At 51.1% G+C, this 23,285-nt stretch carries 21 protein-coding genes and 1 pseudogene; 4 read left to right on the top strand and 18 right to left on the bottom strand.

Annotation, left to right across the window (positions count from 1 at the left end):
- Position 1: 1 nt before the first annotated feature.
- From A7983_RS17495 to betC, 3 genes are all read right to left on the bottom strand, one after another.
- The gene (locus A7983_RS17495) at positions 2-2,275 is read right to left on the bottom strand and encodes a ComEC family protein (protein ID WP_039477179.1); all 2,274 of its coding nucleotides are present in this window, start codon (positions 2,273-2,275) and stop codon (positions 2-4) included.
- A 228-nt stretch (positions 2,276-2,503) separates the two neighbouring features.
- On the bottom strand, positions 2,504-3,451 hold the full coding sequence (gene choX / locus A7983_RS17490) for a choline ABC transporter substrate-binding protein (RefSeq protein ID WP_005967637.1): 948 nt from the start codon (positions 3,449-3,451) through the stop codon (positions 2,504-2,506).
- On the bottom strand, positions 3,451-4,995 hold the full coding sequence (betC, locus tag A7983_RS17485) for a choline-sulfatase (RefSeq protein WP_005967635.1): 1,545 nt from the start codon (positions 4,993-4,995) through the stop codon (positions 3,451-3,453). Before betC ends, choX begins: the two co-directional genes overlap by 1 nt.
- Positions 4,996-5,101: 106 nt before the next feature.
- Between betC and A7983_RS17480 the strand changes: the two genes are divergently transcribed.
- From A7983_RS17480 to A7983_RS17470, 3 genes are all read left to right on the top strand, one after another.
- Positions 5,102-6,025: a LysR substrate-binding domain-containing protein gene (locus A7983_RS17480; RefSeq protein ID WP_005967633.1), complete on the top strand. Its 924-nt coding sequence runs from the start codon at positions 5,102-5,104 to the stop codon at positions 6,023-6,025.
- A gap of 110 nt (positions 6,026-6,135) precedes the next feature.
- Positions 6,136-6,972: an ATP-binding cassette domain-containing protein gene (locus tag A7983_RS17475; protein WP_005967631.1), complete on the top strand. Its 837-nt coding sequence runs from the start codon at positions 6,136-6,138 to the stop codon at positions 6,970-6,972.
- A gap of 11 nt (positions 6,973-6,983) precedes the next feature.
- A complete protein-coding gene (locus A7983_RS17470) occupies positions 6,984-7,814 on the top strand; it encodes an ABC transporter permease (protein WP_005967629.1) in 831 nt (276 codons plus the stop codon).
- A gap of 109 nt (positions 7,815-7,923) precedes the next feature.
- Here the strand turns inward: A7983_RS17470 and tmaR are convergent, their stop codons facing one another.
- From tmaR to A7983_RS17445, 5 genes are all read right to left on the bottom strand, one after another.
- On the bottom strand, positions 7,924-8,241 hold the full coding sequence (gene tmaR, locus A7983_RS17465; RefSeq protein WP_005967626.1) for a PTS system regulator TmaR: 318 nt from the start codon (positions 8,239-8,241) through the stop codon (positions 7,924-7,926).
- 257 nt (positions 8,242-8,498) lie between these two features.
- The gene (locus A7983_RS17460; RefSeq protein ID WP_005967624.1) at positions 8,499-9,257 is read right to left on the bottom strand and encodes an iron ABC transporter ATP-binding protein; all 759 of its coding nucleotides are present in this window, start codon (positions 9,255-9,257) and stop codon (positions 8,499-8,501) included.
- Positions 9,254-10,261, bottom strand: coding sequence for an iron chelate uptake ABC transporter family permease subunit (locus A7983_RS17455; protein WP_005967622.1), 1,008 nt, complete (start codon positions 10,259-10,261; stop codon positions 9,254-9,256). Before A7983_RS17455 ends, A7983_RS17460 begins: the two co-directional genes overlap by 4 nt.
- A complete protein-coding gene (locus A7983_RS17450) occupies positions 10,251-11,210 on the bottom strand; it encodes an ABC transporter permease (protein WP_005967620.1) in 960 nt (319 codons plus the stop codon). Before A7983_RS17450 ends, A7983_RS17455 begins: the two co-directional genes overlap by 11 nt.
- A 21-nt stretch (positions 11,211-11,231) precedes the next feature.
- Positions 11,232-12,182 (bottom strand): siderophore ABC transporter substrate-binding protein, encoded by a 951-nt coding sequence (locus tag A7983_RS17445; protein WP_005967618.1) that lies wholly within the window; start codon positions 12,180-12,182, stop codon positions 11,232-11,234.
- A 263-nt stretch (positions 12,183-12,445) separates the two neighbouring features.
- Between A7983_RS17445 and sbcB the strand changes: the two genes are divergently transcribed.
- Entirely contained in the window at positions 12,446-13,873 is a 1,428-nt protein-coding gene (sbcB, locus tag A7983_RS17440) for an exodeoxyribonuclease I (RefSeq protein WP_005967616.1), read from the top strand.
- Positions 13,874-13,934: 61 nt separating this feature from the next.
- On the opposite strand, the gene A7983_RS17435 is transcribed toward sbcB, so the two are convergent.
- From A7983_RS17435 to A7983_RS17390, 10 genes and pseudogenes are all read right to left on the bottom strand, one after another.
- Positions 13,935-15,314 carry an APC family permease gene (locus A7983_RS17435; protein WP_005967614.1) on the bottom strand — a complete coding sequence of 460 codons (1,380 nt, stop codon included), beginning with the start codon at positions 15,312-15,314 and terminating at the stop codon, positions 13,935-13,937.
- Positions 15,304-15,525 (bottom strand): hypothetical protein, encoded by a 222-nt coding sequence (locus tag A7983_RS17430; protein WP_005967606.1) that lies wholly within the window; start codon positions 15,523-15,525, stop codon positions 15,304-15,306. Before A7983_RS17430 ends, A7983_RS17435 begins: the two co-directional genes overlap by 11 nt.
- Before the next feature lie 446 nt (positions 15,526-15,971).
- Positions 15,972-16,727 (bottom strand): flagellar brake protein, encoded by a 756-nt coding sequence (locus A7983_RS17425; protein ID WP_025918983.1) that lies wholly within the window; start codon positions 16,725-16,727, stop codon positions 15,972-15,974.
- A 274-nt stretch (positions 16,728-17,001) separates the two neighbouring features.
- Positions 17,002-17,906: pseudogene (citG, locus tag A7983_RS17420) on the bottom strand (triphosphoribosyl-dephospho-CoA synthase CitG).
- Complete coding sequence (citX, locus tag A7983_RS17415; RefSeq protein ID WP_005967603.1) at positions 17,884-18,411, bottom strand: citrate lyase holo-[acyl-carrier protein] synthase; 528 nt, start codon at positions 18,409-18,411, stop codon at positions 17,884-17,886. The pseudogene citG and the gene citX overlap by 23 nt, the downstream one beginning before the upstream one ends.
- A 26-nt stretch (positions 18,412-18,437) precedes the next feature.
- The gene (gene citF / locus A7983_RS17410; protein WP_005967602.1) at positions 18,438-19,967 is read right to left on the bottom strand and encodes a citrate lyase subunit alpha; all 1,530 of its coding nucleotides are present in this window, start codon (positions 19,965-19,967) and stop codon (positions 18,438-18,440) included.
- Positions 19,968-20,020: 53 nt separating this feature from the next.
- Complete coding sequence (citE, locus tag A7983_RS17405; protein WP_005967601.1) at positions 20,021-20,896, bottom strand: citrate (pro-3S)-lyase subunit beta; 876 nt, start codon at positions 20,894-20,896, stop codon at positions 20,021-20,023.
- Positions 20,896-21,186 carry a citrate lyase acyl carrier protein gene (citD, locus tag A7983_RS17400; RefSeq protein ID WP_005967598.1) on the bottom strand — a complete coding sequence of 97 codons (291 nt, stop codon included), beginning with the start codon at positions 21,184-21,186 and terminating at the stop codon, positions 20,896-20,898. Before citD ends, citE begins: the two co-directional genes overlap by 1 nt.
- Before the next feature lie 23 nt (positions 21,187-21,209).
- On the bottom strand, positions 21,210-22,274 hold the full coding sequence (gene citC / locus A7983_RS17395; protein ID WP_005967596.1) for a [citrate (pro-3S)-lyase] ligase: 1,065 nt from the start codon (positions 22,272-22,274) through the stop codon (positions 21,210-21,212).
- 84 nt (positions 22,275-22,358) lie between these two features.
- The gene (locus tag A7983_RS17390; RefSeq protein ID WP_005967594.1) at positions 22,359-23,243 is read right to left on the bottom strand and encodes a fumarylacetoacetate hydrolase family protein; all 885 of its coding nucleotides are present in this window, start codon (positions 23,241-23,243) and stop codon (positions 22,359-22,361) included.
- Positions 23,244-23,285: the final 42 nt, after the last annotated feature.

The raw sequence follows: 23,285 nt of genomic DNA, 5'->3' as shown, positions 1-23,285 counted from the left end.
TTTACTCATTATACCGCTCTACGCCAAACCACTGATGATACCAACGAGGCGATATGTGATCCCTGAACCGTAAAACATGCCATGAATCGCTGAGAAAACGAACACTTAGCTGCCCGAATGACGCAGTATCCAGCCATGAGTAACCCTGTTGCCGATATCGCTCGACAACCTTTACTGAAGGCAGTCGCCACGGGTTATAACGCGCCGCAGACGCCATCACAACGTCGGCGCCAACCGCTCGAATAAAGGGAGGGGACGAAGAGGTGTTACTGCCATGATGGGGGATTTGTAACAAATTCGCACGTAACGCACTGCGTTCTACTCTCATCAGTGCTTTTTCCGCATCCGACTCCAGATCCCCCGTCAGTAGAACACTGTGTTTCCCATCATCAACGCGGATAACACAGGAGTCATTATTTTCCGCTCTCTCGACGAGCGTGAGTGGCCACAGCACGGTAAACGTAAGACTTTGCCAGCGCCAACGCTCGCCGCGCAGGCAAGAACGATGATTTACCGCGTTGATAGCGCTATAGATCGTAGCATCAGGGTAAGCGGTCTGTAACGTTGCCAGCCCTCCGATGTGGTCCATATGGCTGTGGCTCAGGATGATTTTTTCCACATCGACGCCACGCCAGCGTAGATAGGGTAAAATCTCTCGCGCCGCCATGTCTCCCCCTTCCCAGCGGTTTCCCGTATCGTACAGCACCGCCTTCCCACGTTGTTCGATCACAATGGCCAGACCATGACCGACATCCAGCATGTCCACACGCCACTCCGGTTCATCACGCTTTATACGAAAAACCAATAAAACAAGAATCAGAGCACAAACACTCATGGGATAGCATCGCCACCAGCTAAAGCGCCATATCACGACGGTACCCCACCCTGCGATACTCCCTATCAGCAGCGACGCATCAAGATAAACCCACCCCGTCTGTAGATAAGTCAGGGGAGCGAATACCACACGCAGTGACAGATCCGCCAACCACCAAAGCATTTCGCTCAGCGGCGAAAACGCAATCGTGCTCAATGCCAGCAAAATAAGCGGTGTGGTAACAAAGGTAACTAAAGGTACGGCCCACAGGTTGGCAGGCAGAGAAGTGATGCTAACACCATGGAAAATATGCAACTGCAAGGGCATCAACAACAGCGTGATCCCCGTTTGCAGGTGGATCCAACGCAGCCAGAACCACCGTCGCTGGGTCTGTAACCGATAGGGAAGCGGCGCCCATTGAAACCAAAAAATCAGCGAGGCCACCGCAAGACAAGATAGCCAAAAACTGTCTGACAGCACGCTCAATGGATCGCTGACCAGAATCAATGCAACGCACCATAGCCAAACCTGCCAGGCTGAGCAGTTAACGTTCCACATTTTTAGACAGACCCATACGCTAAGTGCCAACGCAGATCGCACCGCAGGAGGGTTTCCCCCTGCTAGCCAGACATATCCCCAGGCAACCATAACGCTCGTCAGTAGTGGGAGGCGGTAGCCAATCCATTGCACGGGAAAGCCATACTGTAACGCCCGCATTATTCCCCAGCCAAACAGGCTAGCAAGCACAATATGAAGGCCAGAAATCGCCATCAGATGCATCGTTCCAGTATTCTGAAGTAGCGCCTTGAGTTCAGTGCTAACCGTTTTCATCTCACCAAACGTTAGCGCTAGCAAAATGGAACGCCACGGCAATCCATCTACCTGCTGCTCCGCCTTTGCGATCGTATGCTGGCGAAAATCACAGCGGCTATCCATTACGTTCGCCGCTAGCACACGGCCCGATAACGGTTGCCGTTTAGCCATCGCCCAGCGTTGACTATCAAAGCCACCTTCATTTAACCGACTATGGATGGGGCGAAAAGTGGCGGTTACTCCCCAACGTTGACCACCGCACCAGTTTTCCATCGCAGGTGATACGGCCAGTTGGGCATACACAGGAGGGAAGACCCGGCGTTGGTTTACTTGCTCAATTCGAACCGTGATCCAGGTATCATCGTGCTCACTGAACCGTATGCTGCTTATCACCACGACAGCGCTAACGGGTTCCGGCGTCAAGCGTTCAATTTGTAACAACAGGGTTTGCGCATTCAACGATGCCCAGAAAAAACTAGTGGCAACAATCGCCACAAAGCGTACCCCCGCGTAGCGATATCCTACGACTATCACGCAGCTAGATAGGCCCAGCCCCCACCACAGCAGCATTTGCGCTGGGATGTGCGATAAAAAAAGTAGCGGCAAGATGCCCAGCACGCCAGCCCAAGCCAGACTATTTATCGACATCGTTCCTTGCCATGGCACAGTTTTCCCTCTTTTCCTGTAGTCCGTTCCGGAATGTTGCGGTAACTCAGGCTAATACAACAGAACGGAAAACTCAGGTAGGGAAACATCTCGCAAAAAAGCGGCTAAATTTCAGTACACAGCAGTGACTCTGTGAGCATGATTCCGTTTTCTGCTTCCTGCGTTTCCCCCAAGCAATATGATGACAAGACTCTGGCGTCGGGTGCCACATTAAATCCCGAGCGCTTTTCTCACGATAGGTTCAGCAGGCTGGCCTTCCCGGTTAGTTACTCCGTTAAGCCAGGTCGAAAGCCGTTCCGGATGTTTCATCAGTTCTGCCCGCGCCGCTTCCTCAGCACTTTGTTTATCATCCAGTACGCGGCTGATAATGGCATTCTCTAGTGCGACATCAAACGTTAACTGGCTGAAAAAACGGTTAAGATTCGGACACTGCGTAGCGAAATCCTTACGTGTCACCGTATTCACCGTCGCGCTACCGTAGTTAGGCCCGAAATAGGCATCCCCTCCGCTTAAATAGTTAAGTTTGAAGCGCGTATTCATCGCATGCGGTTCCCAGCCAAGAAAGACCACCCACTGATTACGCATCGTCGCACGGGTGACCTGGGCCAACATCCCACTCTCACTGGATTCAACAAGGCTCCAGCCTTGGAGACCAAAATCCTGTTTATCCAGCATCTTTTTAATATTTTGATTGGCTGGTGCACCCGGTGCAATGCCGTATATTTTATGTTCGAACTTATCGGCGTATTTCTGTAAATCGGCAAAATCTTTCACTCCAGCCTCTGCAACATACTCCGGCACCGCCAGTGTGAATTTGGCCGCGGGGAGGTTAGCTCCCAACACCTTGATTGAACCGTCTGCAATATATTTGCTGATAACCGGTTCCTGCGCGGGCATCCAGTTTCCGAGGAACACGTCAATCTGTCCGGTTTTCAGCCCCTGAAAAGCTAATGCGACGGAAAGATTCTGCACTTTCTGCTGATAGCCGAGCGCATTGAGCACCACACCAGACACGGCGTTGGTTGAAGCTATATCTGTCCAACCAGGATCGGATTGCGTGACCACGGCGCAGCGTGGATCTTCTGCGGCAAAACTGGTTACCGGCAACAACGCGGCAACGGCCAGCAGCATGGATACCGACAATGATTTCTGCTTCATTATTCTTCCCCGATTGATTTCTTTAACGGCTGTGGGTAGCGGGCAAAGGCTTCTTGCTCGTCCAGTGTTTGATGGTTGCGAATATAGCGCTGCGAGGCTTCCTGACGAGGCTGATAGTCCCATTTAGGGATCGCGTCACGACCCGCGATACGGGTTAAAAACAATCTCTTTTGCTGGCTCGCTAGCACCTGCTGGTTCAAGCTGTCCAACTGCCAACGTGCTGCCACTTCTTTAGCAAAGCTTTCAACGACGCCCTGATATTTACTGTCGGTTGCCAGATTGCACTTTTCATACGGATCCTGTTGCAAATTGAACAACTGTGGCGCGTCATTCAGCGAATGAATATATTTCCATGCCTCACGGCGAATCATCACCATTGGCCCTATCGCACCTTCTGCTAGATATTCGCTGTATACGCCATCCGGCCCTGGCTCTCCACGCAGATGCGGCACTAAACTGTGCCCATCCAGCGGTGCAATTGCCTGCGCTGTGCGATCCTCACCGCTTGCCAATTCGCTAAGGGTAGGCAGCAAATCAACCAGCGAAACGTTCTGTGCGATTCGACGTGGTGCAAAGCGTTTTGGGTTATGCACAATAAAAGGGATACGAACTGCATTTTCAAAGAAAGTCATCTTGTACCACAGGCCGCGTTCGCCCAGCATTTCACCGTGATCGGCTACCACAAAAACGATCGTATCTTCCGCAAGCCCAGTTTCTTCCAATGTGCGCACCACCTCACCAAAGCAGTCATCCACATACGCCATAGCACCGTAATAGGCATGACGAGCTCGGCGAATATCCTCTTCACTCAGCAGCCCCCCTTCCAATTGATACATAGCCCTCAGACGCGCAGAATGGGGATCGTCCTCAACATCACCTGCCTGTGTTTTTGGCAAATCGATGTCCTCAGCGTTGAAGCGATCGAGATAGCGCCGGGGAATAGCGAATGGGTCGTGTGGGTGCGTCAATGACAATAGCAACAGGAACGGCCGATCCTCGGGGCGGCGGGCGGCGTCATACAGTCGTTGCCGCGCTAAAAACAGGGCTTCATCATCAAAATCAAGCTGATTGGTTCGCACGCATTCACCCGCCTCCAACACTGAACTCATATTATGATACCAGTCCAGACGCTTCTCTGGATGACGCCAATCGGGCGTCCAGCCAAAATCTGCGGGATAGATATCCGTGGTCAGTCGCTCATCAAAGCCATGAAGTTGATCTGGGCCGCAAAAATGCATCTTGCCGGAAAGCCAGGTGCGATACCCTTGCTCACGCAAATAGTGACAAAATGTTGGCGAATCAGCATGAAACTCCGCTGCGTTATCAAATACCGCATTTTTTGAAATAAACTGCCCTGTCATCAACGAGGCACGCGACGGTGCACATAGTGGACTATTACAATACGCTGATTCAAATACCACGCCTTCGCGCGCCAATTTATCAATATTTGGCGTAAGGCTAACCTTATTTCCATAGGTGTGTAATGCCGATGCCGTTAATTGATCGGCCATAAGAATAACGATATTCGGTTTATTTATATGCATAATAAGACAGAAGATTAAATCAATTAAATGAATCGTGATATTTTTATCGCACACCCTTTTCGTTCTGTGAAGAGGTTATTTTATTATCATGGCATAAGGTCAATTTATGGCAAAAAAATTACAACTTCCACCATTACAGGTGTTGGTCGTCTTCGAAGCGGCAGCACGTCATGGCAATTTTACCGCGGCGGGAACCGAACTGGGACTTTCACAACCAGCCGTAAGTCAACGTATTCAAGCGCTTGAAAATCTGGTTAATGTCCCTTTATTTGAACGACGCCATCGCGGCGTGGAGTTAACTGAATCGGGCACTGGACTTTACCAAATCGTCCGCGCCTGCCTTAACGATATCAGCGAGCAACTGGAGCGCACTCGCCACCAGCGCAGTACATTGCGCATCGATACCGATATGGGGTTCGCCAGTTACTGGTTGTTACCACGGCTGAACAATATTCAAACGCTGATCCCAGGCATCGAGGTGCAGATATCAACCTCACCAAATGACTACAATTTCCGCGATAGCAACGCGCATCTGGCCATCTATTTCGGTAGCGGTAACTGGCCCGGAACACAGGCGCAGCGCCTGTTCCCCGAAGACGTCGTTCCTGTTTGCAACCAGAATATTATCGACAATCTCGGGGCTAATCCCTCACCTGAAAAACTTCTGAATCACCCATTGTTAAAGCTGCCGGAAACACACCCGCAACGCTGGTTGACCTGGGAGGACTGGTTTCGCCAACACCACATGAGCGGCCAAAATCATAGCGCATCACGTACTTTTAACGCCTACTCTCTGGTGATCCAGGCTGCTATTGAAGGCCAGGGAATTGCCCTTGGCTGGCGACCACTGATTGACACGTTCCTGGACAGTAAACAGCTTTTCCGCTGTGGGCCAGAAATACGCACCGAACGAGGATATTATTTAATTTCCGCCAGTGGAAAACCGCCATCGGTTCAACAAGAAAAAGTAAAAGCGTGGCTATTAGATGAAGCATGGAATTTCCATCTCAAAAAAAACGCATCGCAATAATATTGCTAAGCTAATGTGGAATATGTCTATTCACTCAATCAAATATTTAACTTCGCCTGGTTATTTTAGGTTAGCGTATAGCGGATTTCAGATAAATATGCGGTATGACTATGCCAGAGCCAATAATAGAATTGCGTGAGATAAATAAGAATTATTATACTAAAGCCGAAAGACGGTGTTTTTTCCGAGCTAAAAAACAGACATCAGTTAATGCACTGAATAATATCAATCTGAAAATCTATCCGGGTGAAGTCTTTGTCATTGTCGGCCTTTCCGGTTCAGGAAAATCAACGCTTTTACGTACACTGAATTTTCTGATTCCCCCAAGCGATGGTTCAGTGTTATTTGACGGCCAAGAGTTGGCATCGCTCTCATCCGCACAAATGATCGCCTTGCGTCGCCAAAAAATGGGCATGGTCTTTCAGTCTTTCGCGCTTTTTGATGAACGTACCGTATTGGATAACGTGGCATTCGGTCTGGAAGTTGCCGGAGTGGGCCGGGCGGCGCGTCACCAGAAAGCACGGGATATGCTGGAACAGGTCGGACTCAGCCAGGTAGCAAGTCACTACCCCCACCAGCTTTCGGGCGGGATGCAGCAACGGGTCGGGCTTGCCAGAGCGCTGGTTGTGAATCCGTCTGTGCTGCTGATGGATGAGGCGTTTTCCGCGTTGGACCCAATCATTCGTCGGGAAATGCAATCGCTATTGCTGACGTTACAGGCGCAACAATTGCGTACCATCGTGTTTGTCACACATGACATGGAAGAAGCGCTACGGCTGGGAACGCGTATTGCCATCATGGAACAAGGCCATCTGGTACAGGTCGGGCAACCAGAAGCGCTCATCAATACACCCGCAACACCTTATGTACGTCATTTTTTTTCCGGTGTGGACACCTCACGCTGGCAACTGGCAGAAAGTTATGCTGATACCGAGGCAACTCCCTGAGAAGATAAATTATGACCTATCCATTAGATTTTAGTCGCCAGATCGATAGCGCGATCCACGCCATGCTATCGCAAGCCGGTGGCTTTTTTGACACACTGGCAACGGGTATTGATACCTTCGCAGGGGGAATAGAAACCTTGACGGGATGGCTAACACCATGGGGATTAGTGATCCTATCTGTTGGCATCGGGCTCTGGCGCATCGGTAAAGGGTTCGCACTGTTCGCATTACTCGCCACCTTGTACATCATTTATAGCGGCTACAGCGAACACGCATCGATTACCCTCGCCCTGACGCTCTCTTCCGCTGTTTTCAGCCTGCTGATCGGTATTCCTCTAGGGATCTGGAGTGCGCGACGTGCAGTAATCGGCAGTATGGTGCGTACATTGTTGGATTTTATGCAGACCATGCCCGCGTTTGTCTACTTGATTCCAGCCACAATATTGTTCGGACTCGGCCGTCCTCCGGGCATTTTCGCCACCATTTTGTTTTCCATGCCACCGGTTGTGCGCCTGACCGATCTGGGGATTCGCCAGGTGAACGCTGCCCGCATCGAAGCGGGTATCGCCTTTGGCTGCACGCCGTGGCAACTCTTGTGGAAAGTACAGTTACCTGCCGCTCAACCCTCAATCATGGCGGGGGTTAACCAGACGATTATGATGGCGATGTCGATGGTGATCATTGCATCAATGGTCGGCGCGGGCGGGTTGGGTAACGATATTCTCAGCAGTATTCAGCAACTCGATATCGGCTTGGGTTTACAAAGCGGAGTCGTAGTGGTGCTTATGGCTATCCTACTCGATCGGCTCTCCGCCAGTTTTGTTCGCCGCCGGAGTGAATAAACGTGAGAAAAGCCTTTCAGTTGATACTCTTTCTGGGCATTACGCCCAGCACACATACAAAAAAGGACCGCCGAAGCGATCCTTTTACGATAGAAGACGAAGTATCAGATTACTTAACTTCGCCCATCGCTTTCAGCTTTTTAGACAGCTCACGACGTTCTTTAGACAGATCGGCGTTCTTGATAATGTAGTCATCAACGCGGTCTTCATAATCACCGCGCATGTTAGCGATGATATTTTGCACGTCCTCGATGGACATGCCAGGTTTAAGATATTCGCTCAGGTTGTCCAGTAGCAGAACGCGCTTCTGGTTATCACGAATTTTCTTTTCGTTGTCGACGATTTCACGCTGAAGCTTGTTTTTACGACGAAACATGCGCACGAATTCCAGCACATCCTGGAAACACGGCTTAGTGTCCTTATCCATCTTTTGCCCTTACCTCAAGTCATACATAAATTCTTTATGCATTCACCATACAGGTTATACCCAGCGTCTTTCAAGCAGTGCTTACGCCCTTTGCGCTAACGCATCGCCAAGCGGATACTCTGTCACCAAACCATACCCTAAATAATTCGAGTTGCATGCAGGCAACGACCGCTCGAGTCCCCAGGAGCTTACTCAAGTAAGTGACTGGGGTGAGTAAGAGAAGTCAACGTACATGCGGCTTGAAGTATGACGGGTATTCAGCGGTAATATACTGCGATGCGCTGGTTATGAACCTCTTCAATGGCCACTTCTGTATCGAAAATATCTTCCAGAACATCGGATACCATGATGTCTTTCGGTTTTCCCGTATAGATAATCTGCCCTTTGCGCATAGCAATAATGTAGTCCGAATAGGCGGAAGCAAAGTTGATATCGTGGATCACCAGCACGATGGTTTTACCTAACTCATCGGCCGCACGGCGAATCTGCTTCATCATCGCCACGGCGTGTTTCATATCCAGATTATTCAGCGGTTCATCCAGTAACACATACTCCGTATCCTGACACAGCACCATCGCAACATAGGCACGCTGCCGCTGACCACCGGAAAGCTCATCTAAAAACCGATCTTTCAGTTCGGTCAAGTTGAGGAAAGCCAGCGCAGCACTAATACGTTCTTGGTCATCCGCGTTCAGTCGCCCTTTGGTATAGGGATAGCGTCCAAAACCCACCAATTCTGCTACCGTTAGGCGGCTGGTAAATTGATTTTCCTGCCGTAGAACAGACAAGCACGTTGCCAGTTTATCGCTTGGCGTTGTCATGACATCCATGCCATTCACTTTTACCTGCCCTTGATCCGCATCCAGCAAGCGACTAATGATGGATAACAGTGTCGATTTTCCTGCACCATTCGGGCCGATAATCGACGTGACGCCACCACGAGGCACCGTCGCCGTGACATTATTCAATACCGTCACATTATTATATGTTTTAGTTACATTGCCGATCTCAATCACACGGAAACCTTTTTCAGTAGCAACACAATAAACAGCGATCCTCCGATAAATTCGAGCACCACAGATAGCGCCCCTGCCATGCCCAACAGGTGTTCCAGAATCAACTGCCCCCCTACTAGCGCGATAATGCCAAGCAAAAACGCAGTAGGCAGCAAAATACGATGCTGACGGGAACCGGCGATCAGATAGGCTAAATTCGCCACCATAAATCCTAAAAAGGTTAACGGGCCCACCAACGCTGTTGAAACAGCAACTAGCACAGACACCAGCAACAGCACCACCGTCACATGACGTTTATATGCAATACCCAGATTAATCGCCGTGTTTTTCCCTAATGCCAGTACATCCAGTTGGAAACGCAGTCGCCACACGTACAGCCCAACAATCAGTATGATCGCGGCAGACAGCCCGATCAGTTCCGGTGCAGCACGAGTAAAGGTGGCAAACATTCTACCTTGCAGTACCGCGAATTCTCCGGGTGTCAGGAGGCGCTGCATCAGGCTGGAAGCACTGCGAAACAATGTCCCGCAAATGATGCCGACCAGCAGAACCAGATGCAAATTACTGTGACGCCCGGTAAACAGGCCGCGATAGAGTAGTGAGGAAAACAACACCAGTAGCAACGCTTCGAGGATAAACTTGCCGCTAACACCAACCGCCGTAATGCCTTGTACCCCAAAGAAGAACAGAACCACCGTTTGCAGCAGGACAAACAGCGCCTCAAACCCCATGATAGATGGCGTGAGAATTCGGTTATTGGTCACCGTCTGGAACAGTACCGTTGACACACCAGCGGAAAACGCCACCAGCACCATGGTAGATAAAATCAAACCACGGTGTACCAGGATGTAGCGCAGGTTACCGCCCAGGTTGATGGTCATGAACACCACGATTGCCGCTAATGCCCCCGCGCCCAACCACCACAAACGCCGATAAGGCGCAATGCTACGCGCCTCGGGTGCCGTTGTAGTGTGGGTATCAACTTTGAATTCATTAACTGACATGACGTTTCTGACTCAACAACAGGAGAAGGAACACGACGGCCCCAATCACACCCAGAATAACACTCACTGGAATTTCGAACGGATAACGTACCACTCGGCCAATAATATCGCACAGCAGCACGAGCCCGCCGCCAAGCAAACAAACCCAAGGGATGGTTTTTCTTACGTTATCCCCCATCAGCATACTGATGAGGTTCGGCACGATCAGCCCCAGAAACGGCAAGGCCCCCACAACAACGACGACAACACCGCTAATCACCGCAATGATGGAAAGCCCCAGCAACATAACCTTTCGATAGTTCAGACCGACATTGACAGAGAACTCACGCCCCATTCCCGCAACGGTAAAACGATCTGCTGTCCAGCATGCCAATAGCGTGAGGACCCCCACCAGCCAGAGCAGTTCATATCGCCCTTGTAAAATGCCGGAAAAATCTCCTGCTTCCCAACTACCAAGCGACTGCAACAAGTCATAATACATTGCGCCGAATGTAGTCACCGCACCGATTACCGACCCCAGCATGATCCCAACCAGCGGCACGACCAGTGCTGATTTGAGGACAATACGCCGCAGCAGCATCATAAACAGTAATGTGCCAACCATCGCAAACACGCTGGCAACGGCCATTTTCACCATCAGGGAGGCCGAGGGCGCGATCACCATCACAACCAGTAGGCCAAACCCCGCAGACTGGGTTGTACCCGCCAGTGAAGGTTCGACAAAACGGTTCTGCGTAAGCAATTGCATGATCAACCCGGCGACGCTCATGGCACTCCCGGCCAATAGCAGTGCCAGCGTGCGTGGCACGCGGCTGATAAAGAAAATGTCACGCATCATCGGGTCGGTCCAGACCGCATCGAGCGTGACTTGCCCTGCCCCAATAAACAGACTGGCGGTAACCATCCCCAGCATGAGGAAGGTACCAGCCGAAAAATAAAACGCTTTCATTACCGAAGTCACGACGCTGTCTTAGGGTTTGGCATCAAGAGCTTTATTAACATCGTCGATCAAACGCAGATAGCTTTGCAGCCCGCCCGCAACATAAATCGAAGAGGAATCAAGGTAAATGACACGGTTGTTCTGCCAGGCATTGGTTTTATTCACCAATGGGTTATCCAGAACCTGTTTTGCTGATTGACCTTCTTTCTGGTTACCAATGGCGCTGTCACGATCGAAGACAAACAGCCAATCCGGATTAGCGCTTAACAGCAGTTCGGACGTCACGATATTACCGTGGCGGCCAGAATCAGGAAATTCTGTTGCCGGTTTAAATCCCAATTCATCAAACACAAAGCCGAAACGCGATTTCGGACCATATGCCGACATTTTTCCGCCAGTCACCATAATCAACAACGCCGTACCCGCTTTATCGGCTTTTTCATGCGTTTGAGCGATGCGTTGTTTAAAATCATCCAGTTTGGCTTTAGCTACGTCTTGCTTGCTAAAAATTTCTCCCAGTTGTTCGACTCGCTGCGTAAAACTGGTCATAAACTGGTGATCGTCAACATCCAAAGCGATCGTCGGGGCAATCGCATTTAATTTGTCATAGGCGTCACGAGCCCGACCACCGCCAATGATTAAATCAGGCGCTGCACTGCTAATCGCTTCATAGTTAGGTTCAAACAGCGTACCCGCATTCAGGTACTTGCTATCTTTATATTGGGCGAGGACATCTGGAAATATTTTCGCATCACCCTGCGGCACGCCCGCAATCTCAATGTTCAACGCGGTCAACGTATCCAGAATAGCGGTATCAAACACGATGACTTTTTTCGGATTCACAGGAACCTGCGTCACACCTTTTGTATGTTCGATCGCTACAGTGTTGCTTGTAGTAGGTGTTGAATCAGACTGATCGCAGCCAGCTACCACTAACGCAGAAGCCAGCAACGTCATTTTTATCATCGAGGGAAACCGCATTCTTTTCTCCTTTATCGGAATTAAGCATTGAGATAATTTCGTAAATCATCGAATTTAATTATCATTCGCATTAGAACGAAAATTGTAACCGAATGGACACAGTCATGCCTAGCGATTATGTCTACCCGCCTATTGATGTAAGTCAGAGAAGTGATGCAAATCAGGAAAGCGCCGCAGAAAAGTAGATTCAATGATATCCTTACCGTTTTCCAGGCTGTTTGCCTAACTTCAGGCTCAGCGCGTACACGTAGCTAACTGCATATATGGCCGAGAAAACACAACCCACTTTTTTCATACATGACTACGAGACATTCGGCAAACACCCCGCGCGCGATCGCCCTGCGCAGTTTGCGGGTGTCCGTACCGATATGGATTTCAATATTATCGGTGAGCCGTTAGTTATCTATTGTCGGCCAACCGATGATTACCTGCCAGAACCGGAAGCGGTGATGATCACCGGTATTACCCCGCAGGTCGCGCTAGCCAGAGGCGTCAATGAAGCGGAATTCGCCCGCCAGATTCATGAGGCGTTCAGCGTGCCAGGCACTTGCATTATGGGCTACAACAACATCCGCTTTGATGATGAAGTCAGCCGCAACATTTTCTATCGCAACTTCTACGATCCTTACGCTTACAGTTGGCAGCACGGTAATTCCCGTTGGGATCTGCTGGATGCGCTACGCGCCTGCTATGCCCTGCGCCCAGAAGGCATCGTCTGGCCCGAAAACGATGACGGCCTGCCCAGTTTCCGTCTTGAGCACCTGACGAAGGCAAACGGCATTGCACACGAGCAGGCGCACGATGCGATGTCTGACGTTTATGCCACCATCGCCATGGCGAAACTGTTCAAGCAGGCGCAGCCCAAGCTGTTTGAGTATTTGTTCCCGTTGCGTAACAAAAACAAGCTTTCTGCGCTGATCGATATCCCGCAAATGAAGCCGCTTGTTCACGTTTCCGGCATGTTTGGCGCAGCGAGAAGCAACACCAGTTGGGTCGCACCGCTCGCCTGGCACCCGGACAACCGTAATGCAGTCATCATGTGCGATTTGGCGGGCGATATGACGCCACTGCTGGAGTTGGATAGCCAAGCATTACGTGAGCGGTTATATACCCGCCGGGATGCGTTAACTGCCGATCAGAGTGCGGTCCCGCTCAAACTGGTGCATATTAATAAATGCCCGGTATTAGCGCCAGCCAATACCTTACGGCCGGAAGATGCAGAAAGGCTGGGTATCGATCGTCAACGCTGCCTGGATAATCTGGCGCTGCTGCGTAACAATTCGGACGTCAGGGAAAAAGTGGTGGAACTGTTTGCTGAAGCCCCCGCTTTCGCCGCATCCGATGATGTCGATTTACGACTTTATGATGGCTTCTTTGGCGATGCCGATCGTATGGCGATGAAGATCATTCAAGAGACCGCACCGCAGAACCTCCCTGCGTTGGATCTCACGTTTGCCGATAATCGTCTGGAACCGCTGTTCTTCCGTTACCGCGCCCGCAATTTCCCCGGCACGCTGGATGACCGCGAACAGCAGCGCTGGCTACAACATCGGCGTGCGGTATTTACACCGGAACGCTTGCAAAACTATCTGTCAGAGCTCAGCGACCTGTATCAACGGCATGAAGACGATAAAGAGAAGATGACGCAGCTAAAAGCCCTGTACGCCTATGCGCAGGAATTGGTCGGCTAAGACATAAAAAAGCGGAGCTCACTGGCTCCGCTTTTTCTTCATAGGTAAGTCATCAATTGGCTTACACCGGTTCTTCACTACATTGCGGCACTGGCTGGCGGAAACTTCGCGTCACAAACGCCAGATAGAGCAATCCTATCGTCGCCCACACCAAACCCAACGTCATCGAACTGGCTTCCAGATTCACCCACAGCGCCCCTACCGTCAACGCGCCCATCACGGGCAGCACGAGGAAGTTAATGGTGTCTTTTACAGTACGGTTACGGCGTTCACGAATATAGAACTGTGAAATCACTGACAGGTTCACAAACGTAAATGCCACCAACGCACCGAAGTTAATCAACGCCGTTGCTGTCACCAGATCGAACGACACCGACGACAGTGCAATCACGCCAACCAGCAGAACGTTCAACGATGGTGTACGCCATTTCGGATGGATATAGCCGAAGAAACGCTCAGGAAACACACCATCACGCCCCATGACATACATCAGACGGGAGACGCCTGCGTGTGCAGCCATACCGGATGCCAGCACCGTGACACAGGAGAATACCAGAATAACGGACTGGAAGAATTTACCTGCCACGTACAGCATAATTTCCGGCTGAGACGCATCCGGCTCTTTAAAACGCGAGATATCCGGGAAGTACAGTTGCAGGAAATACGCTACCGCGACAAAAATCACACCGCCGATCAGCGCCGTCAGGAAGATGGCTTTGGGGATCACCCGACCTGCATCCTGCGTTTCTTCCGACAACGAACTGATGCCGTCAAAACCCAGGAACGAGAAGCAGAGGATCGTGGCTCCGGTAATCATGGGCACCACGTGGGCGTTCTCGGACCAGAACGGACGCATGCTGGTCAATGTGCCAGCACCTTCGCCCAGATAAACACCGTGGATCACCAGCCCCAGGAATACCGCCATAATCGCAACCTGCACCACCACGATAATGGAGTTCAGATTAGCAACCAGATTGATGCCACGTAGGTTAAACAGCGTCATTAACCCGACCAGCACCGCCACAAAAATCCACGACGGTACGCCGGGGAAAATGGCCTCCAGATAGATTTTCGCCAGCAGAATGTTGATCATCGGCATGAACAGATAATCCAACAGTGACGACCAGCCAACCATAAACCCGACGTGCGGGCTAATCGCTTTTTGCGCATAGGTATAAGCCGAACCGGCGGATGGAAAACGTTTGACCAATTTGCCATAGCTCAGCGCCGTGAACAGAATGGCAACCAATGCAAACGCATAGGCGGTAGCCACATGGCCGTCAGTCAGGCCAGACACGATGCCGAACGTATCAAAAATGGTCATCGGCTGCATATAGGCCAGCCCCATCATGACGACGGGCCACAGCGTGAGCGTTCTTTTTAACTGAGCGCGTTTTGCAGAAGTCGTGCCAGAAGTAGACAGATGCGTATCAAGCGACATAGCGCACACCTCCGTTAATCACGGCTGCAGCAGCGTTGTCGTACTCAAACGTACTGAAAATAGGGGAGTGGATACAGGACTCGCCTGAATCACGATGAGAAGAGGTGGCTGAAACAGCACCAGAGATAACTTGCGACAACGTCGCGCCATAACCAATACCTTTACAGCACAAACCGGCGGGCACCGGTGCGAAACTTACTGATTGCCCCATCTTTCCTTTCCTCACTGTGCTCACAGGCACACACAAAATTATCTATCCGGATCGTTGTCCGGCCTCTTTCGTTGAAGACCCTATACCCAACAAACCTAAACCACAGAGAGAAGGTACGAAACCACACCAATACCTCTGTAACTGAAGTATGACGAGCATAAATGTAAAAAAATAACCGACGCTATTAGACGTCGGTTATTTTGCAAGGCGCGTATTTTGCACCAGACGATCTCATCTGACAAGGCTCTGAGAACGTTGGAAACCATTTATTTATTCCCAGCCTACTTCAAGCCGCGTATCCGCTGGCTGTCGCATTCAAAACAATCCTATTTTATCCTGCGGCTCACCTTAGTTAGGCGTAAATAAGTCGGGTAATACGTTAATACTCGTAATGAAAAACGTTGCTGTTATGTGTGAAGCCCAAACAAAGGGTTGTACTTAAAAAATTACAACTCCTGGAACCGCTTTTTCTTTTCGTTTTGTAATCTTTCCAACTCAAAAATCACCTGCTGAAGATCTCGTTCCTGCGCCGCGCTCAGTGTAGGGAACTTGAAGCTCAGGCGCTGCGTGAGTTTCACTTCGCCTTTGTTATCGACAATCTTCACCATCGCCTGGCCGACAAATTGCAAATCAACACAGAAGAAACCGTGATCGGCAAGATCCATTTCCACACTTTTAATGATGTCGCCTTCGGTCAACAACCCCGTGGTATCACGATCGGTATACAGGCTCAGTCCACCCAGAGAGAGATCTTTGATAGTGAACAGGAAAACACTGTCATCCGGCAGTTCGCCACGGCACGTCAACGGCGGCCACAGCGGCGTGTTGATGCGGAAATAGGTTCGACGCTGGATAAGATAAAGGAGTTCAGGAATGTGCGCGCTGAAGGCGGGTAACCCGTCGTAAGTCACCGTTTTTGCAATTTCAGCATTAAATTCAACTTTCGCGCCAGCAGGCTCGGCGATGAAAGATAGCGCTCCTGCATACAGTGCAAGGTTATTTTCACGCTCAATGCCACCTAAATCAAAAATAAATAGGTCGCTGTCGGGTACGACATCAAGAATTTTACTGATGAACTGACCATGAGGATGATGCACCATCAGAGACGTATCATTCTTCTTTAATTCGCGCAACGTTGCACAGATAGCCAGTTTGTTGCGCTTCACAAACTGCTCTTTCAAATTTTCATTCACCGCTTTCATCCCCACCATTATTTACATGGATTATGTGTCAATGGCTTATATTGATGCACGCCTCTCCGTTATCTTTCAAGTCCCATGAGTGCTAATACGATGCCACTACACTGGCTGCATATTGAAAGCGATTACGCGAGCACCTGAACTTGCATGATATAGATAGGTGAAAACGGTATCGACAATTTCTTCAACAACTTTAGTTGAATCGTAGAGTGTGTTCAGGCGCGGTCAAATGGTGAAATTTATCGCCGTCAGCCCGCACCTTTATAACACCGGTTCACTATTCTGCAGGATAGTGATTCAGCAGCCAGGTTAAAGCCAGTAGATCGGCACTCCCACCCGGACTGAGATTTCTGGCAATCAGCGCCTCATCCATTTTTACCAGCGCCTGACGATCCAACGGGTCAGCCAGTAATCTCTGCGCATAATGTTGCACGAACATCAATCCATCCATTCCACCGCGTGAAACCACGTTGGTGTCAGGATTGTACGCCATCAACACCAGCAGCGTCCGTAACAACGCGGTATCTTCATCCATACCATCGGCAATCGCCTGCCGCAAAGCGGGTAGCGCGTACTGGCATACGGTATTAAAGCCGCTGGCAGCTTCGCCTCTTGCACCGGTCAGACCATAACGTTGATAGAGGTGTTCGCCCGCCGTTGCCGCCCCAGAGCACGTCTCCAGCTCATTACGCACCAGATCGCTGCACATAGCGGAAACGCTGTCGCACAGGCTGCGCTGCGTCACACGATCCCCCGCCCTGCCAGCCAACCGGCGGCTGTACACAACAGGCCAAACGCGAAAATTCCACCTTTATGGGTATTCACGCCTTTCGTCGCTGACAACATCGCCTGTTCGCAGGCAATACCAATAGGCCGAACCTGAGACAGTAGTTGCGCGAGTGGTACACAGGCATGTTGATAGCCCGCGTCGGTAAAATGTCGAAACCAGGGAGAGATCGCCTGAATGCTGGTCTGAAACAGTGCAACATCCATATCACGATGAGACCCGTTATTAGCGCGATCCACCAGACCAGGCTTTGGCGTCAACATCACTTCCATCGTCAGCGCCCGCACCACCCGCAGCCCGATGTCGGGTAACGGGTGGCGCTCCCGATATTCACGTTGTGCAGAATGAGACGCCGTGGTCGGCAGCACACCGTCAGACTGGTACAAAGTAGGCATTGACCTTTCCTTCTATGTGCTCAAGCAACTCTGACAACGAATGGCGGCGCGAACGGCTACAGGCGTGTGCTGCTTGATCGCACAACAGGCAGGCGCGTCCACTATGTGCCAACATCGATCGGCCAATCGAACCTTCTTCTGGGCTGAAGATGTCAAAATCCCATAGCCGCCCTAGTTCATGGCTATCTTCCAGTGCAATGGTCGCCGCTTTCACCGACAGCGCATCTTTGGTGATCGCCCATAACCCTTCCGCCCCTGTATCCAGCCAGAATGTCTGCTGTTCCAGCACCGTCCACCCCCGCGTCTGACAGAGTGAGGCTAATGCCTTGATGGCTTCGGCCATCACCTGCCGATAACCGGCACTATCCTTTACCGGCCCCGGCGTGACCAGCGTCAGTGACACCAGCGTCACACCGTGGCGGACAAGCCATTCTTGTTGGCGAACTGCGCGGCGTTCCTTCGCCGCGAGTAAGGTTTCCAGCGAGATGGAAACAGTCTTTGTCATCGTCGATTCCCTCATGCGTTTACCGCTTATTCGTGGGCTTCTTTCACCTGACGAACAACGTCAATCACGCTACCGTCGCGATAGCGAATCACACCGACGATACGATCGTGAAACTCGATAGCACGAGGTTCACCGGCCAGTGCAATCGCACGTTGATAAAGTGCCTCAATCGTCATCACATTCAGCCCTGCCTGTTTCAAACGGTCGGCAACCTCAGGACGCGCCGGGTTGACAGCAATGCCGTGATCGGTCACCAGTACGTCAATACTTTCTCCCGGCGTAACGCGCGTCGTCACCTGACGCACCACGGTTGGGATACGGCTACGAATCAGCGGTGCAACGACGATAGTCAAGCTCGCTGCCGTCGCGACATCACAGTGTCCGCCGGACGCACCACGCATCACACCGTCGGAGCCGGTGATCACGTTGACATTAAAATCGGTGTCAATTTCCAACGCGCTGAGGATCACCATATCCAACCGATCGCAGCAGGCCGCTTTAGAACTTGGATTGGCATAAACGTTGGTGGAAATTTCGATATGATTAGGGCTCTTTGCCAACGACGTCGCCGCATTGGCATCGAAACACTGGGTATCGATCAGTTTTTCGATCAGCCCTTTTTCATGCAGATCGACAATACCGCCAGTGATGCCGCCGAGGGCAAAGCGCGCCACAATATTCTGTTGACGCATTTTATCTTCGAGGAAACGCGTACAGGCCGTAGAAGCCGCGCCTGAACCGGTCTGGATCGAGAAACCGTTGGTGAAATAACCGGCATGTTCGATTACGTCCGCCGCTGAACGGGCAATCAGCAATTCACGCGGGTTGCTGGTGACACGCGCCGCACCGACGCTAATCTTGGCCGGATCGCCCACTTCATCGACCTGAACGATATAGTCCACCTGATCCTGTACGATGCTGGCCGGCATGTTCGGAAATGGCACCAGAGCCTCAGTCAGCAGCACTACTTTACCGGCAAACTGCGCATCGACCATGGCATAACCCAGCGAGCCACAGCCCGATTTCCCGGCGGTGCCGTTGGCATTACCAAACTCATCGCTGCACGGGACGCCAAGGAAAGCGACATCGATCTTCAGCTCACCGCTTTGCAGCAGATGGACGCGACCGCCGTGGGAATGAATCTGTACCGGTTCTTTCATTAATCCGTGGGAAATAGCATCGGCCAGCTTGCCACGCATCCCAGAAGTATAAATCCGGCTGACTACGCCCGCTTTGATATGGTCGATCAGCGGCGCGTTGCAGCTCATCAACGAACTGGATGCCAGCGTCAGATCGCGAAAACCCATGCGTGCCAGCGCATCAATCACGTGGTTAATGACTTTATCGCCTTCGCGGAAATGGTGGTGGAACGAGATGGTCATTCCATCTTTCAGTCCGCTGTGGCGAATCGCCTCTTCCAGATCGGCGCACAGTTTGCGTTTATGCTTTTGTGCCACATCATTCAGCCATGGCGTATTCTGATTGGCGCTGACGAAGGGTTGCAGATGACGTTTTTCTGGGTACTGCTGTTGCAGTGCTTCAATAAAATGACTCATTGTCTAATCCTGTAATTCCTGAGAGCGGCCATTGCGGTATCATCACGCAATGGCTATTTGCGAACGCCGGAAGCCTGAGCACGTTCCAGCACGCTTCTGGCATGGTTGATAATTGGCCCGTCAATCATTTTTCCATTCAGGGAAATGACGCCCAAACCGGCCCGTTCGCCCTCTTCGGCGGCATTGATCACTAGATGGGAATAGTCCACTTCATCCTGCGTCGGCGCATAAGCGTTGTGTAACAGCTCAATCTGGCGCGGGTTAATCAGGGATTTACCGTTGAAGCCCAATCTGCGGATCAGATCGACCTCTTTCAGGAAACCCGCATCGTCGTTAACGTTGGAATAGACCACATCGAAGGCGTCAATACCGGCAGCGCGAGCCGCGTGCAGCACCGCACAGCGGGCATAAAACAGCTCCGTGCCATCACCGCGTTCCGTCTGCATGTCCATCACATAGTCAAACGCTGCCAGCGCAATCCCGATCATGCGTTCAGAAGAGCGGGCAATGGCGACGGCGTTAATTACGCCCACCGCAGACTCAATCGCCGCCATGATTCGGGTGGAGCCAACTTCACGGCCGCAGGCTTTTTCGATACGAACCAGATGGTGTTCCAATTCATCCACATCATCGGTGGAATCGGTTTTTGGCAGACGAATAACATCGGCACCACCGCGCACGGCAGCCTCCAGATCCAGCAGGCCAAACGGCGTGCTGAGCTGGTTAATGCGCACCACGGTTTCAATATCGTGGTACATCGGGTGCTGGAGCGCATGGAAAACCAGCAGGCGCGCGGTATCTTTCTCCCGCAGGGACACTGCATCTTCCAGATCGAACATAATGGAGTCAGGTTTATAGATAAATGCATTGGACAACATGGCGGCGTTCGCGCCTGGGAGGAATAACATACTGCGGCGAAGCTTATTCATTATAATGTCTCCCATTCAATCTGCTGTCCGTCTGTGGCGCGCAGTACCGCGCTTTGCACGCGGGCACGGATGACACAATCCAATGCGCCTTTGTCATCCACAATGATCGTCCCTTCTTGTACATCTAACGCTTTCAGTGTGTCATCCACGACCTGTTTGATTTGATGACCGAACTGCTTAATCACTTCGCTGTTGATGACCACGGTGAGCGTCCCATCTGCTGGTGCCACTTTGACCAGCAAATCGCTGGACTCAAAGGTACCCGCCAGGGACTCCTTAATAATCTTCATAGATTTATCCTGATTAATTTTAATTATGCGTACTCGGGTTCGTAATAACGCTGTAAGTGCTCAAAGGTTGAGGCTGGCACGATGTCCCGAATACCGCTGTACTGCCGAAGTTTGAGCAATTTCCTGACTTCTGAAGCGGAAATAGCTAATCCTGAGGTTTGCCGTTTACGTTCAATTTCAACCACGCTTAACGCAGGAGAAGACACCGTTTGGTCTTTCTCCAACCAGTAGTGCATATCCTGATTGTACTGATTCGTCACCGGGCAAAAGGGTTCGGTGCCGACGAAGCGCTGGGTAATACCGAGTGCCGGCGCGATATATTTCCTGAAAATGATTAAATCCAGCGCCGCATGGGCACGAGTGATGAGTTTCTCTTCCTTCAGGAAATAGCCGGGAAACGTGGCTTTCGAGATCATGTAATTCGAACCGGTATGTACTGTCAGATTATGAATATGCTCCACACCGCGCTGTACCATCTTCAGACGCTCGCTAAACGGGAAAAAGGAAACGTCTTCCCGTACCACGAATACGTGCAGCCAATCGCACGACTGCGCCGCATGTTCCGCCAGATAACGGTGGCCCAGCGTGAAAGGATTCGCGTTCATGACAATCGCACCGATCTTTTTCCCTGCCCGCGTCGTGAGCGCGTCGGGCTGCGCAAACGCCGCCAAAGACTGACAATATTGTTGAATGCCAATCGGCGTGTTTTCCATCAGTACCGCACTGTCCTGATAGCACACCAGCGGGTAGAAACCACATCCCCGGAAGACGTCGACATTTTCCGGCCGGGTATAGAGAAACAGGTGAAACAGGCCACGTTGCGCCGCCTGTTGCATCACTTCATTCACCACCTGCACGCCTAGATTGAGGTGTCTGAATTCAGGATCGACCGCAACACACTTAATGGTGTTGGAGGCCAAACCTGCACAGGCGATCAGTCGCCCGCCCAGTTTACCCACAACAATGATGTCAATATCGTCATCCATGCCGAGCTGGCAGTGTGCGAGGAACTGTCGTACTTCGTCCCTCTCCTGTTCCCGAAGGCGCACATCCAGCGTGTCAAAAAAGACGGAATCATTGGCATACATTACGGTTCTTCCTGCAACTCGAATTAGTTAGGGCATTCATTGCAGGCTTGCCGGTTTTCACACCGCCAAGCCTGTCACCTGAACTTAGTGCACAGCGACTTCGGCAGCAGTCGGAACCGGTTTCACTGGCACCGCCGCATCCACTATCGTGTTACGCAAGTGGCCAATGTTTTCGATTTCAACTTCAATACAGTCACCTGCGTTCATAAACAGCGGCGGATTGCGTTTTTTACCCACGCCGCCCGGCGACCCCGTGATGATCACATCGCCCGCACTCAGTTCAGTGAAGGTGCTGATGTATTCAATCAGTTCAGCAACTTTGTGGATCATGCTGCTGGTATTGTCGTCCTGTACCATGCGGCCATTCAGATACGTGCGGATTGCCAACACATGCGGATCGGGAATTTCATCCGTAGTAGTCAAGCAGGGGCCGAACGCACCGGTTTTCTGCCAGTTTTTGCCAGCGGTAAACCAGCTATGCTGCCAGTCACGCGCAGAGCCATCCATATAACAGCTATAGCCTGCGACATGAGAGAGTGCGACATCCCGAGAAATATGTTGTCCGCCTTTACCGATAATGACTGCCAGTTCGCCTTCATAATCAAATTCGCTGGAATAGTGCGGTTTGATAACCGGCGTCGCGTGTCCAGTTTGTGAATCCGCAAAGCGGACAAATAACGTTGGCGCAGGATTCAGTTCATTAAATTCCTGACGCTTAGCGGCATAGTTCATCCCTACACACAGTATTTTCCCTGGTGTGGTAATAACCGGTAGGAATGTCACATCTGCGACTGGAATATCCGATGCATTCGCACTGAATCCATATGCAACAGGTAGCGCATTCTGCGCCAGTAATGCTTTCAGATCAGGGTAAAGGTGGCCAATTTTACTGCCGAGATCGATTAACCCCGTTGCCGTATAAATGCCGTAACTGTCCTTACCGTTATAACGATAGCTTGCAAGTTTCATAATATTTCCCGTGCGAAATAAACCTACGTGTAATAGCGGTTT

It is taken from the genome of Pectobacterium wasabiae CFBP 3304, from assembly GCF_001742185.1.
Classification (GTDB): domain Bacteria; phylum Pseudomonadota; class Gammaproteobacteria; order Enterobacterales; family Enterobacteriaceae; genus Pectobacterium; species Pectobacterium wasabiae.
Note: the sequence above shows the minus strand (reverse complement) of the source record. Positions and strands in the feature narration are given on the sequence as shown.